Raw genomic sequence first — 13422 nt, forward strand, 5'->3', positions numbered from 1 at the left:
AGCTCGCGGTAGAAGCGGTGCACCCGGCCGTGCTCACCCGAGTCCACCTCATCCCAGTTGAGTTTGGAGTTGGCGAACGTCTGCGGGTCCTGCGGGTCGGGGATCTCGTCGGCGTCCCACCCGTGTTCGGCGAATTCCGCCTTGCGACCTTCGGCGGTGGCCTTCGCCAACTCCAAACTCAACTGGGATGAGGTGGACTCGGGTGAGCACGGCCGGGTGCACCGCTTCTACCGCGAGCTGATCGCGTTGCGCCACAACGACCCCGACCTGGCGGACCCGTGGCTCGACCATCTCGCGGTCGACTACGACGAGGCCGAGCGTTGGATCGCCGTCGCGCGCGGCACGTTGCGCATCGTGTGCAACCTGGGTGAGCAGCCCGCGCGGGTGCCGGTCACCGGCGAGGTGGTGCTCGCGTGGGACGAACCGGAGGTCGGCGGCGACGCGACGGTTGTGCCGGGCCGTTCGGTCGCGATTCTGCGCTGTGGATAACTGATTGGCGGGCGCGCGGCGCACCGCCGATGATGCGCCCATGAGTCATTCAGAGTTTGGCCGCAGGCTGCGGCGGATCGGTTTTCGCAGTCCGGATCGCCGCGTGACGAGGGGCGATCCGCGGTCGGCCCGGCACACGGTGCGCAACGATGCGCCGTCGCTGCGCAGCGTGGAGCTGTTGTGGACCGGTCCCGGCATCGGTGACCAGCAGGACTGACGCCGGTCACACGCTGGGGCGGCCGGCGCCGTGAACGGCCGCGGCGACCGCCCGCGCCAGCGGCTCGACCTCTTGCGGCGCGAGGTCGGCCACGGTGATGCGGATGCCGGGCGGGGCGGTGATGCGGAACCGCGCGCCGGGGGCCGCCGCCCAGCCGGCGGACAGCAGGCGGGTGATGGCGACCGTCTCGTCGGCCACCGGCACCCACACGTTCAGCCCGGACCGCCCATGCGCGACGATCCCCTGCGCGGCCAGCGCGGCGCACAGCCCCTGGCGGGCGTCGCCGTAACGTCGTTCCGCCGTGGCGATCTGGCGTGCGGCTGCCCCGTCGGCCCACAGGCTGACGGCGAGGTGCTGCAGCAGGTGACTCACCCAGCCGGGTCCGAGGCGCAGCCGCCCGTGCACGCGCTCGACCGTGCGCTGATCCCCGGCCAGGACCGCGACCCGCAGGTCGGGCCCGTACGCTTTCGACGCCGACCGCACGAAAGCCCACCGGCGGGTGCAGCCGGCCAGTGGGTGCAGCCGCGCGCCGGAGATGCCCGCGCAGTGGTCGTCCTCGAGCACCAGCACCTCGTCGGCCCGGCGGCCCAGCAGGCCGCGCAGCGCGTCGGCCCGCGGCGTCGAGACCGCCGCCCCGGTGGGATTCTGCGCCCGCGGGGTGACGATCACCGCGCGCACGCCGCGGTCCAGCGCGGCGGCCAGGTCCGCGACCAGCGGGCCGTCGTCGTCGACGCGCACGGGCTCAGCCGAAAGACCCAGCGCGGCAAGCAGATCCAGCATGTTGGCCCAGCCCGGGTCCTCGACGGCGACCCGGTCGCCGGGCCGCAGATGCGCGGTGAGCGCGCGTTCGATGCCGTCGAGCGCACCGCTCGTCACGGCCAGGTGCGCCGCGGGAACGCCGTCCGCGGCCAGCACCCGGCGCGCCCACTCCGTCAGCTCGGGCGTCATTGCGGGCTCCCCGTAGAGCACCGGGCGGGTGGCGGCCCGGTGTGGGAGCGCGGCGCCGCCGATCGGTAGCAGCGCCGGATCCGGATTGCCGGTGGACAGGTCGCGCGCGCCGGCCGGGACGTCGAGCCCGAGCAGCGAACGCGGCGTGGTCGCCGGGCGGTGCCGGACCCGGGTGCCGCGCCGGCCGGCGGTCTCGACGGCCCCGCGCTGGCGCAACAGCCGGTAGGCCGCGGCGGCGGTGTTGGCGTTGACGCCGAGTTGGGCGGCCAGTTCGCGCACCGGTGGCAAGGGATCACCCGGCGCCAGGGAGCCGGCGGAGATCGCGGCCTCGACGCTGGCCGCTATCGCTTCCGCGCCGGCTCCCGTTATGCTGTTTTGTACTGGCACGCAGTTAAGTATGTACTAGAACAAAAGTAAGGGCAATGTCGTGGACTCCGCTTACCGGGCGACCCCCCGCACCACCCCGACCCGCTACCGGGACCGCGCACGCTACGACCGCGACCTGGTGCACGGGATCCTCGACGAGTCGTTGATCTGCCACCTCGGTTACCTCGCCGGCGGACGGCCGGTCGTGTTGCCGACGACGCACGCCCGGCTCGGCGAGACCCTGTACCTGCACGGTTCGTCGGGCAGCGGGCCGATGCTCGCGGCCAAGGCGGCGCCCGCGGGGCTGCCGGTGTGCGTGACGGTCAGCCTGCTCGACGGGCTGGTGCTGGCCCGCGCCGCGATGCACCATTCGGTGAACTTCCGCTCGGTCGTGGTGCTGGGCGACGCCCGGCTGGTCGACGATCCGGCGGAGAAGACGCGGGCGCTGGCCTGCCTGCTCGACCACCTGGCGCAGGGCCGGTCCGCCGACTGCCGGCCGCCGGACGCGCGCGAGCTCGCCGCCACGGGGGTGCTCGCGCTGGACCTCGTGGAGGTATCGGCGAAGGTGCGCGCGGGCGGCCCCGTCGACGATGCACCGGATCTCGCGCTGCCGCACTGGGCCGGGGTGGTGCCGCTGCGCGTCGTGGCCGGTGCGCCGGTGCCCGCGGCGGACCTGACCGCCGCGACCGCTCCGCCGCGATATCTGTCCTAGAAAAGCAGGTAGCGGTAGGCCGGCGACCCGGGCTCGAGGCGTTCGAAGTGCACCTCGGTGGCCCGGACCCGGGCCAGCAGGCCGTCCAGCTCGGCTGAGGACCCCAGCTGGATGCCGACCAGCGCCTCACCGGTTTCCCGGTTGTTGCGCTTGACGTACTCGAACAGCGTGATGTCGTCGTTGGGCCCGAGCACCTCGTCGAGGAAGCGGCGCAGCGCGCCGGGTTCCTGCGGGAAGTCCACCAGGAAGTAGTGCTTGAGGCCGAGGTGCACCAGCGAGCGCTCGAGCACCTCGCCGTAGCGCGAGACGTCGTTGTTGCCGCCGGAAATCAGGCAGACGACCGTCGAGCCGGGCTCGATGTCGGCGTCGAGCAGGCCCGCCACCGACAGCGCCCCCGCGGGTTCGGCGATGATGCCCTCGTTTTGGTAAAGGTCCAGCATGGCGGTGCAGACCGCGCCCTCGTCGATCGCGGTGATCGAGACCATGTCGCCCGCGGCGGCCAGCGCCGCGTAGGTCAGCGCGCCGGCCCGCCGCACGGCGGCACCGTCGACGAACTGGTCGACGTGGTCCAGCGTCACGGGGCGTCCTGCGGCCAGCGCCGCCATCATCGCCGCGGCGCCGGCCGGTTCGACGCCCAACACCGCCGTGTTCGACGTCCGCTCGGCGAGGTAGGTGGTGATGCCGGCGATGCAGCCGCCGCCGCCCACGGGGACCACCACCAGGTCGGGCTCCCCGATGGCGAGCTCGTCGAGCTGGTTCAGCAGCTCGACGGCGATGGTGCCCTGCCCGGCGATGGTGCGCAGGTCGTCGTAGGGCGGCACCAACGTGGCTCCGGTGCGCTCGACGTCGGCCAGCGCCGCCTCGGCCGCCAAGTCGTAGGTGGTCCCGCCGACGATGAGGTCGATGAAGTCACCGCCGTGATAGCGGATGCGGTCGCGCTTCTGTTTCGGGGTTTTCGCCGGCACGTAGACGCGGCCGTGCACGCCGAGCGTGCGGCAGGCGTAGGCGAAGCCCTGCGCGTGATTGCCGGCCGAGGAGCACACCACGCCGGCGGCCAGTTCCTCGCGGGACAACTGCACCAGCAGGTTGTAGGCGCCCCGCAGCTTGTACGAGCGCACGATCTGCAGGTCTTCGCGCTTGAGGTACACCTGGGCACCTGTGATCGCCGACAGCCGGTCGCTGAACTGCAGCGGGGTGGGCGAGACGACGGGAGCGATCCGCTGAGCCGCGCTGTCGATGTCGGCGCCGGTCAGGGGCGACACGGTGCGGCTCTGGCTCAGTTCGGCGGACACCGATCAATGGTGCCATGCCGAGCGGCCCGGCCAGCCGTGTGGCGGTCAGCTCGCCGGCGTGAGCACGAAGACCGGAATCTGCCGGTCGGTCTTCTTCTGGTACTCGGCGTAGTCGGGCCAGGCCTCGACGGCCCGCTCCCACCAGGTGGCCTTCTCGTCGTCGAAGACCTCGCGGGCGTCGTAGTCGCGGGTGACGGCGCCGTCCTGCAGTTCCACGCGGGGGTTGGCCTTGATGTTGTGGTACCAGACCGGGTTCTTGGGCGCCCCGCCCAACGAGGCGACGACCGCGTACTCACCGTCGTGCTCGACGCGCATCAGCGGGGTCTTACGCAGCTTGCCGGTCTTCGCGCCGACGGTGGTCAGCACGATGATCGGCTTGCCCTTCATGTCCGCGGCGTCGGATCCGCCGGACGCGGTGTACTTGTCGGCTTGTTCGCGGGCCCAATCCCACGGGCTCGGGGCGTATTCACCTGAAAGCGGCATGGTTCCACTGTAGGGCGGTGCGTTCGCGGCGCGCCGGCACTCTCCGGAGGCAGTGGCGAAGTGCCCGCCTCACAGCGACAATCGCAGCGCCCGCCACCGGCCCCCCACGTTGTCGCTGTGAGGCGGGCACAAATCCGCATGCCTCCCGCGCGGTGACGCGTGGGGTGCCCGGCCTACGGCCCGGGCGCCGTGAGGTAGTGAGCGAGCACGGGGCGTAACCACGCCGTCAACGCCGCCTCGTCCATGGCGGCCAGTGCCGGCACACCGACGACGAAGCGGGCCATCGCGATGCCCAGCACCTGCGAGCCCACCAGCGCGGCCCGCTCGGCGGCCCGGTCGGGCGTGACGGTGGCCAGCGCCGGCGCCACCTGCTCGGCGAACACCTCGAGCAGCGCGTCGGCGGCGCTGCGATTGGTCGCGGCCGCACGCAGCAACGGCAGAAACGACCCCTGCGGGTCCCACACCGCGACAAACACCGGCACCAACACCTCAGCCAGCCGCTCCGGCTGGACTCCGGTGAGGTCGGGCATGTCGATCTCGAGGCGTGACACCGCCGCGAAGAGGTCAGCCTTGCTGCCGAAATAGTGCATGACGAGCGCGGGGTCGACGCCGGCCTCGCCCGCGATCGAGCGGATGGTCGTGCGCTCGAAGCCGTGCGCGGAAAACTGCGCTCGCGCGGCGTCCAGGATCGTCGCGCGGGTGGCCTTGCCGTCACGGGTCGTGGGAGCCATGGCAAAAAGTGTATTCAACAACCGTTGACATCACTAGCGCCGGGGCCTACGGTCGGGTTCAACAGTTGTTGAAACGAGGGGCCGCCATGACAGTCAGCGTCATCCAGATCGGGCTCGATCCCGACGTCATCGACTATGCGTCGCCGGAGTTCGCGCAGTTCGCCGGCCTGTCGCGCGACGCGCTGCGCACCGCCAACGACGACAATGTGGCGGCCCTGCGCGCCGCTGGCTACCGGGTGGACAACTGCCTGGTCGACGTCGGCGACGCGGGCGCCGAGAAGGCCCGGCGCTGGCTGGCGGCCACGCGCTACGACGCGGTGCTGATCGGGGCCGGCATTCGCCTGGTCGCCGGTAACACGCTGTTGTTCGAGGCCATCGTCAACGCCGCCCACGCCACCCAGCCCGGCTGCCGGTTCGTGTTCAACCGCGCGGCCGAGTCCACGCCCGGCGACATCCGTCGCTGGTTCCCCGAACCGCAAGGAGCGCTCCGATGACGCACGACGTCGACGTTCTGGTGGTCGGCGCGGGCCCGACCGGCCTCACCGCCGCGGGCGACCTGGCCCGGGCGGGCCGGTCGGTGACCGTGCTCGACCGCTGGCCCACCGAAAACCCGTCCAGCCGCGCCTTCGCGACCATGGCGCGCACCTTGGAAGTCTTCGACGCCCGGGGAATCGCCGACGAGGTCCTGGCCCTGGGCCACCACGCCCCGGGCGTCCGATTGTTTGGCGACGCCTACCTGGACCTCACCCACCTCGACTCGCGGTACCCGTTCGTGCTGGTCACACCACAGACCAACATCGACGCGGCGTTGCGCCGCTACGCGCTGACCCAAGGCGTTGAGCTGCGCCGCGGCGTCGAGGTCGTCGCCCTGACCCAGGACGCCGGCGGCGTCACCGTCACCGCACGGCCCAAGGACGACGACGATCCCGGGCGGCGCGAGACGTGGCGGGCCCGCTACGTGGTGGGCGCCGACGGCGCCCACAGCACGGTCCGGGCACTGGTGGGCGCCGACTTCCCCGGCAAGACGGTGCTGAGCTCGATGGTGCTGGCCGACGTCAAGCTGGCTCACGGACCCGCGACCGCGGGCCTGACGGTGGGCACCGCCCACGGCGCGCTCGGGTTTCTGGCCCCCTACGGCACCGCGGACGGAACGTGGTACCGGGCCATGGTGTGGGATCGCCGCCACCAGGTCCCCGACACCGAACCCGTCGACGACCCGGAGATCGTCCACACCCTGGCCCGGGCCCTGGAGGCCGACTTCGGCGTGACCGAAATCAGCTGGAAATCCCGGTTCCATTGCGACGAACGGCAAGTCGAGAACTACCGGCACGGCCGGGTGTTCCTGGCCGGTGACGCCGCGCACGTGCACTCCCCCATGGGTGGGCAGGGCATGAACACCGGCATCCAGGACGCCGCCAACCTGGCCTGGAAGCTCGACGCGGCGCTCGGCGGGGCCGATGACGCCCTGCTGGACACCTACCACGACGAACGGCACCCGATCGGCAAACGCGTGCTGTTGCAGTCCGGGCTGATCGCCCGCGCGGCCACGCTGCACCCACGGCCGGCGCGCGGGATGCGAGACCTGTTGGCGCCGAGGCTCCTTCGGGTACCGACAGTGCGCGATGCGGTGGCCGGCAGCTTCGCGGGCACCGGCCTGCGCTGTGGCCGGCGCGGGCTCGTGGGCACCCGCGCCGAGCAGATACCGCTGGCCGGGGCGCGGCTGGCCACCCTGCAGCGCACCGGGAGTTGGGTGCTCGTCCGCGAGCGCGGCGCCGCGCCCGTCGCGGCGCCCGGGCTGGTGCAGGCGCAGCGCACGGATCGCGGCCCGACCGTCGTGGTGCGCCCCGACGGCTACATCGCGTGGGCCGGGTCCACCCGCCGGTTACCCGACCCGCCGCGGCTCGTCGCGGCGCTAGCTACGGCCGAGCCTCGGGCTGCCGCGCGGTAAAGGACCGAAGACGGCGCCGGGTCTGGTGTTCGGGGGACCCCGCCTCCCCGTCGGCGTGCTTGCCCCGCGTGTACTTGCCCTGCCACGGGCCGTCCGTCGCGGCCGGCTCGCCGTCGCCGCGCCCCAGCGCGCCGCGCGACGCCAGGAAGGCCTCGTGCTTGGCGTGGACGTCCTCGTCCGCCTCGATGGGCATCATCTCCGGGACGAACTCCTCGAGCTCGGCCCGTCGCTGCGGCACGATCATGCAGATCGGCTCGTCGACCTCGAACCGCACCGGCATGTACTCCCGGGTGAACTTCCAGTTCATGCTGAAACTGGACGTGGCCCAATCCGTCTCGACGATGCCCTCCAGCGGGTAGACCGCGTCCTTCGGATAGTTCGACGGTCCGCGGACCAGCAGGTTGTAGCCCGGCGGCGTGCGGAACAGCATCGGCAGGTGCCAGGTCAAAATCCCGTACCCGAAGTGGCTGGACGGCAGGAACTGCCCGGGGCCGCGCCTGTCGGGCGCGATCGTCACGGCCGTCCGGTCGTTGCCGCCCATCCAGGTCGCGGTGAACGCGGACGGGTTGCGCACCTCCCAGCCGCTCTGGTTGGCGATGAGCATCGGCAGACAGCGGTGCGGCCAGCCCTCCCGCATCTCGGCCATCCAGGTCCTATTCACCGGCGCCGGGGTGATCGGCGGCGCGATCTCGTGCGTGAGGTAGGCCGTCAGCGGACGGGTCTGTCCCTCGGATGTGTCACTCATCGTGTCCTCGAGTTGCCTGGTCACGGTCCCGCGGTAGGCCGCACGTCGCCGTGGCGGCGGACCGGCATCCGGCGACCGATCCGCGCCGTTCACCCGGGAGTGGCTTGCGCTTTTCCGGCAGGTCACCGCGGTACCGCTCGTCATCGGTGACGCGCCTCAAACACTAGCGCGCCCACACCGCACGGTGCCGATCAGTTGCCACCTAGCCGTAGAGCCGGCAGCGCGCAAGGAGGATCCCCGCCAGCAGCTCCGGTTCGCTCACCATCACGCTGTGGCAGGTGTCCAGCCGCACCAACGTCTGCACACCACCCAGGGCGTCGATGCTCGCGCGCTGCTCCCCCTCCGGGTGGGTCCGGTCCCGCAGGGTCAGGATCCAGGTGCGATGGATGTTGTCCGGCAACGGCTTTCGGGACACCTGCTCCACCATCACCCGCGACGACTCGGGGACCAGCCGGCCTTTCATGAACTCACGCCGCTCCTTCGGCACGCCGTTGAGGTACAGGTGTTTCACGGCGAACCCGGGAAAGGTCTGCGGCCCACCCTTTTTCGCGTTGTGGCGGGCGATCGCCGCCAGGGGCCGGCTCAACACGTCGACCATCGCGGCGCCGTGCGGCGGCACGCAGGCCGCGGCGAGGACCATCTCCCGGACCCGGCCCGCACCCATCCTGTTGACCACGCCGGGCACCGTCAGGCCGGCCATCGAGTGACCGACGATCACGACGTCGTCGAGCCCGGCGGTCTTGATCTCGGCGACAACGGATTCCACCCAATCGTCGATCGTCAGGGCGCGCAGATCCGCCGGCTTCGAGCGGCGTCCCGGTAGGTCCACGGCCAATACCGGCAAGTCGGGGGCGAGCCGGTGGAGCGCTTGGACGGTCAGGTTCCAGCAGTCGGCGGCGTGAAAACCGCCGTGCACCAGCACCAGCGCGGGCAGGGTCATCGCCATCCCCCCGCGCTCATGGATGCGACGGTGGTTCGGCGCGGCTTTGCCACACCTGGTCGAGCACCGGCACCAGCAGGAGCACGGCGGCCGCCGTGGTGAGGGCGGTGGGCACGTACGCGATGGCCAGCCAGTAGGAGAATGTCGTGCCCATCAGGACGTCCGTCGCGGTGAACGTCAGGCCGAGCAGTTCGGAGACGGTCGCGATCGCCGCGACGCGCGCAACCCTGCCGGAGGACGGGCCGTCGGGATCGATGAGGTAGTAACTCAGCACGCCCGCGAGCAGGCCGATGAACCCGTTGGCCAAGCACCAGTTCCAGCTGCCGAACAGGGCGACCCCGTCGAGCCGATCGAGAACGGCGTAACCCGCTGTCCCAGCGAAAAACCCTGCGGCCGCGCCGAATCGGATGCCCACGAACGGGATGATCGCCAGCGCGAGTTGGATGGCGGTCGCCGCTGCGTAGGGGACGATCGCACTGAACATACCCAGTCCTCCGCAAAGAGCCGCACCGACCGATCCGGGGACGACGGCGCGTGTGTTGACGGTCCATGGGTTGGTGAGCACCGCTAGCCGCCACCCCTGGGCTGGCGACGCGCGTCCGGGACCATGCCCTGTCTGACAGGGCGGGACCGGTTTTTATTCGCGCGCCGGCTACCGGGCTCTGGCCAGTTCCGCGATGGCGTTGACCCGCCGGATGGCGAGGGCGATCTCGTCGGCGAACGCGCGTCGGCGTGCCGCCAGCTCAGGGCCGCCGCCGTCCACCAGCTCGCGATGGCGGGCCAGCCGCAACGCCGTCTTGAACAGTTCCATCGAGCGCGACTCGGCGCTGGCGATGCGGCGCTGCAATTCCCACTGCTTGCCCACCTGCAGGCACTCGGCCAGGAACGCGTCCTCGTCGAACGACTCGTCCTCGTAGGCGGCCAACCGCGCGGCCACGATGTGGTAGGCGTCCAGGAACGGGCGCAACACCAGGTGCGCCAGCAGCAGGTCCGCCTGCTCCAGCAACCCCACCACGTAAGAAGCGCTGGCGGCCTTGGTGGTGTCCTCCACCGGACCGATGAGTCGAACCTCGTCGGCCAGGTCCTTCTCGAACTGCGCGCGGGCCGAGAACAAGAACTCGAATTTCAGCAGCTCGCGCAGGCGCAGCGCCTCGTCGCGCACCGTGGCCGGCAAGACGTCGCCGTCGGGCGAGTCCGCGTGTTCCGCCGCCGCCAGCAACGCCGTCTCGGCAATGGCGCGATCGACCAAAATGTGGATGGCGGTGTTGCGGTAGAACGCCGCCACCAGGTGCTGATCGGTGCCGATGCCCCAGACCGCCTCGGTGCCGGCGTCGTAGACGTGCACGACGCCCGAGGCCACCAATTGGTGCAGGGTCCAGCGGATGGTGGACCGGTTGGTCAGGTCCGCGGCGCCGGCCACCATCCAGTTGCGCGCCGCGATGTAGCTCGCCAGCGGTCGCACGGTGGCCAGCACCTCGCTGATGGACAGCGACCTGTCCGCGCCCAGCAAGGCGAGGCTGACCACCGCGGTCGGGGTGACCGCGGTGGCGCGGTTGATCCGGTGCTCGACGTCGAGCGCGATGCGCTCGATCTCGGTCCCGGTGCCGGAATCCTCCGCACGCAACTCCTCGAGGCGCTGCCGCAGCGGCAGCGGCTCGCCGAAGTCCAGGTAGGCGCGGCCCAACCGCTCACCCTGCTGACGCGCCAGGCGGATCAGGAAGCGGAGGTCCTCGGGCCGCTTGACCGCGCCATAGGCCTCGGTGGTCATGGCTTCTACCTCGTGCAGCTGGTCGTAGACGATGGACGTCGGCACCAAATACACTTCCGGGCCGTCGATTTCGTCGACCGCGTCGGTGATGTAGCGCAAGATGCCGAACACCGGCGGCCGCAACTTGCCGGTCCGGGTCCGGCCACCCTCGATGGACCAGGTGAGGTTGGCGTGGCTCTGCACCAGTTGCGCGGCGTAGGCGCGCAACACAAAGCGGTACACGGGAATGTCTTTGGTCTGGCGACGGATGAAGATGGCGCCGGTGCGTTTGGCCCAGACACCCATCGGAAAGAAGTTCAGGTTCGCCCCGCCGAACGTCAGGGCCGGCGACAGCCTGTTGGCCACGATCACCTCGGGCAGCAGCAAGCCGTCGAGGTAGGAACGGTGCGAAAAGGCAAATGCCAGAGTGGCTTTGCGGTCGAGCTTGCGCAGCTGGGCGATCTGATCCTCGTCGACCAGCACGTCGTAGGCGCGCATCAGCCAGCGGCTGAACCCGCGCCAGGCCGCCACCGCCGACTCGTCGAGCGAGGCCGCCATCTCGCGCAGGTAACACGCCGCCTCGGCGCGCACGCTGGCCGGGTCGCGGTCCAGCTCGTCGGCGAGCTTGGCCAGCCGTTCGTCGTACCAGGGCGCCCCCAGCAGCTGGGCGACCTCGTCGGGATCGGTCGACAGCGGTGTCACCGCCTCGTGAGTGATCCCGGTGCGCTGCAGCAGCTTTCGCACGCCGACCCGACCGATCTCGCGGGCGGTCGACGCCGGTCCCCCGCTCATGCCGGCTGCACCGCGGTGGCGCGGGCGGGCTCGTGGACGTCCGGGTGCAACTCCGGTGCGTAGAGTTCCTCGATCTGCGCGGCGTACTTCGCCGCAATCGGCCGCCGCTTGAGCTTCATCGTCAGGGTGATCTCGTCCCCGCCGGGTTCCCATAGCGTCGGCAGGATCCGGAATCGCTTGACCTGCTCGACCCGCGACAGCTTGGCGTTGCCCGCGGCCACCCCGGCGGCGACGGCGGCCAACACCTCCGCGTCGGCCGCCAGCGCGGCGGGCGAGGCGTCGGCCAGGCCGTGCTGGGCCGCGTACGGGCCCACCGAGTCGGCGTCGAACACCATCAGCGCGGTGTTGTAGGGCCGCCCGTCACCGATCGCGATGACCACGCCGATCATCGGGCAGGCCGCCAGGATGGCGTTCTCGATATTGGCCGGCGACATGTTCTTTCCCGCCGCGTTGATGATCAATTCCTTCTTCCGGTCGACCACCCGCAGGTAGCCCTGATCGTCGACTTCCAGGATGTCGCCCGTGTGCAACCAGCCGTCGGCGTCGATCGCCGCCGCGGTCTTGGCCGGTTCCTTGCGGTAGCCCCGCATCACCAGCGGACCGCGCACCAGGTATTCGCCGTCCTCGGCGATGCGGCCCTCCAAGCCGGGCAGCAGCTTGCCGACGGAGCCCAGCCGGGCGTCGTCCGGGCGGCTCACGGCGGCGACGCAGCTCAGCTCCGACATCCCCCACACCTCGGTGATCGGGATGCCGAGGCCGGCGAAGAAGGCCAGCGTTTCCCGCGGGATCGGGGCCGCGCCGGAGACCGCCCAGCGCAGCTCGCCGAAGCCCAGGCGCTCACGCAGCGCGGCGAGCACCGATTCGTCGGCCGTGGCCCATTCGGCGGCCAGCTGGTCGGACATCGCGTCGCCGGCGACCAGCGCGGCGGCACGCTTGGCGGCCACCGACATCGCCCACCGCAGCGCCTGCCGCTTGGTCGCGTCGCTTTCGGCGTCGATGGTGAATTCGATTGCGGCCTTGAGCTTCTCCCACACCCGCGGCACCGCGCCCCACACCGTGGGGCGCACGTCGGGCAGCGCGGTCACGATGGCGCGCGGGTCGGAGACCGCCGTGACCTGGACGCCGAACACCTCGAGCCCGTAGAGCCCCATCGCCCGGTCGGCGATGTGCGCCGACGGGAGGTAGGACGTGACCCGGTCACCGAATCGTGACGGCAGGACCGCGTGCAGGGCGTAGGCCTCGAACAGCAGGTTGGCGTGAGTCATCTCCACGCCCTTGGGGTTTCCGGTGGTTCCGGAGGTGTAGATGAGGGTGACGACGTCCTCGGGCCGCACCGCGTGCCAGGTCGCGTCGAAGTCGAAGTCGGCGTGCGCGGCGGCGTGCAACTGCTCGACGGTCAGCGTGCCGGGCGGCGCCCCGTCGATGCAGACGATGTGCTCGATGGGCGCGCCGCTCGCCTGGATGCGGTCAACGTACTGTGCCTCGCAGACGACCACGCGGGTGCCGGCGTTGTCGAACAGGTAGCGCAGCTGTTCGGCGGGCAGCGTGTTGTACACCGAGAACGATGTCGCGCCGAGGTGTTGGGCGCCGATCTCGAAGGGGTAGAACTCGATTCGGTTGGCCATCATCAGCGAGACCGTGTCGCCACGGCCGACCCCGAGCCCCGCCAGCCCGGCGGCGGCGCGGCGCACCTGCTCGGCGAGTTCGCGCCACGTCAGCGACCGGGTGTCGCCCGGCTCCCGCAGGGCGATGGCGTCCGGATCGATCGCCGCGGTGCGCGCGAACGCCTCGCACAAGGTGGCCGGACGCCCGTCGGTCGTCATTCCCGTCCTCCTCCGATCAGCATCGACTTCGTGAGCCTACGTCCGGGCGGGGGGCGGGGGAACACATCGGGTGATTTCCTGCGCGCTGCCGACGCGCGTGCGGTCGCCTGCGACCGCACGACCGTGAAACCAACTTCACGTTCGGGCGCGAGTGTGCAATTACCTTCACGCTCGCGCGAGTGGCGACGC

At 71.1% G+C, this 13422-nt stretch carries 12 protein-coding genes and 2 pseudogenes; 4 read left to right on the forward strand and 10 right to left on the reverse strand.

What is annotated here, in order from left to right; genetic code table 11:
• Positions 1-191 (reverse strand): annotated as a pseudogene (locus tag A5714_RS26835) (malto-oligosyltrehalose trehalohydrolase); the annotation flags it as partial.
• Between A5714_RS26835 and A5714_RS00675 the strand changes: the two are divergent.
• Positions 163-489 (forward strand): annotated as a pseudogene (locus A5714_RS00675) (DUF3459 domain-containing protein); the annotation flags it as partial. The pseudogenes A5714_RS26835 and A5714_RS00675 sit on opposite strands and share 29 nt — an antisense overlap.
• 223 nt (positions 490-712) lie before the next feature.
• On the opposite strand, the gene A5714_RS00680 reads toward A5714_RS00675, so the two are convergent.
• Complete coding sequence (locus A5714_RS00680; protein WP_068281803.1) at positions 713-2041, reverse strand: aminotransferase class I/II-fold pyridoxal phosphate-dependent enzyme; 1329 nt, start codon at positions 2039-2041, stop codon at positions 713-715.
• A 40-nt stretch (positions 2042-2081) separates the two neighbouring features.
• Between A5714_RS00680 and A5714_RS00685 the strand changes: the two genes are divergently transcribed.
• The gene (locus A5714_RS00685) at positions 2082-2732 is read left to right on the forward strand and encodes a pyridoxamine 5'-phosphate oxidase family protein (RefSeq protein ID WP_068281805.1); all 651 of its coding nucleotides are present in this window, start codon (positions 2082-2084) and stop codon (positions 2730-2732) included.
• On the opposite strand, the gene ilvA is transcribed toward A5714_RS00685, so the two are convergent.
• From ilvA to A5714_RS00700, 3 genes are all read right to left on the reverse strand, one after another.
• Positions 2729-4024, reverse strand: coding sequence for a threonine ammonia-lyase (gene ilvA, locus A5714_RS00690; RefSeq protein ID WP_068281807.1), 1296 nt, complete (start codon positions 4022-4024; stop codon positions 2729-2731). The two genes, A5714_RS00685 and ilvA, sit on opposite strands and share 4 nt — an antisense overlap.
• A 45-nt stretch (positions 4025-4069) precedes the next feature.
• Positions 4070-4507, reverse strand: coding sequence for a nitroreductase family deazaflavin-dependent oxidoreductase (locus tag A5714_RS00695; protein WP_068281809.1), 438 nt, complete (start codon positions 4505-4507; stop codon positions 4070-4072).
• A gap of 173 nt (positions 4508-4680) precedes the next feature.
• Positions 4681-5238, reverse strand: a complete 558-nt coding sequence (locus A5714_RS00700) for a TetR family transcriptional regulator (protein WP_068067062.1) — start codon at positions 5236-5238, stop codon at positions 4681-4683.
• A gap of 86 nt (positions 5239-5324) precedes the next feature.
• Here A5714_RS00700 and A5714_RS00705 point away from each other — a divergent pair, with 86 nt between their 5' ends.
• The gene (locus A5714_RS00705) at positions 5325-5732 is read left to right on the forward strand and encodes a hypothetical protein (protein ID WP_068281811.1); all 408 of its coding nucleotides are present in this window, start codon (positions 5325-5327) and stop codon (positions 5730-5732) included.
• Complete coding sequence (locus A5714_RS00710) at positions 5729-7186, forward strand: FAD-dependent oxidoreductase (RefSeq protein ID WP_068281812.1); 1458 nt, start codon at positions 5729-5731, stop codon at positions 7184-7186. The genes A5714_RS00705 and A5714_RS00710 overlap by 4 nt, the downstream gene beginning before the upstream one ends.
• On the opposite strand, the gene A5714_RS00715 is transcribed toward A5714_RS00710, so the two are convergent.
• From A5714_RS00715 to fadD11, 5 genes are all read right to left on the reverse strand, one after another.
• The gene (locus tag A5714_RS00715; protein ID WP_068067133.1) at positions 7155-7931 is read right to left on the reverse strand and encodes a DUF6065 family protein; all 777 of its coding nucleotides are present in this window, start codon (positions 7929-7931) and stop codon (positions 7155-7157) included. The genes A5714_RS00710 and A5714_RS00715 overlap by 32 nt on opposite strands.
• 202 nt (positions 7932-8133) lie before the next feature.
• Positions 8134-8871 (reverse strand): alpha/beta fold hydrolase, encoded by a 738-nt coding sequence (locus A5714_RS00720; RefSeq protein ID WP_068281844.1) that lies wholly within the window; start codon positions 8869-8871, stop codon positions 8134-8136.
• Between the two features lie 16 nt (positions 8872-8887).
• On the reverse strand, positions 8888-9436 hold the full coding sequence (locus tag A5714_RS00725) for an ECF transporter S component (RefSeq protein ID WP_082959498.1): 549 nt from the start codon (positions 9434-9436) through the stop codon (positions 8888-8890).
• 87 nt (positions 9437-9523) lie between these two features.
• Positions 9524-11410, reverse strand: a complete 1887-nt coding sequence (locus A5714_RS00730; RefSeq protein ID WP_068281814.1) for a lysophospholipid acyltransferase — start codon at positions 11408-11410, stop codon at positions 9524-9526.
• Complete coding sequence (gene fadD11, locus A5714_RS00735) at positions 11407-13233, reverse strand: fatty acid--CoA ligase FadD11 (protein ID WP_068281816.1); 1827 nt, start codon at positions 13231-13233, stop codon at positions 11407-11409. The genes A5714_RS00730 and fadD11 overlap by 4 nt, the downstream gene beginning before the upstream one ends.
• Positions 13234-13422 lie beyond the last annotated feature (189 nt).

Source organism: Mycobacterium sp. E2462, assembly GCF_001672685.1.
Taxonomy (GTDB): domain Bacteria; phylum Actinomycetota; class Actinomycetes; order Mycobacteriales; family Mycobacteriaceae; genus Mycobacterium.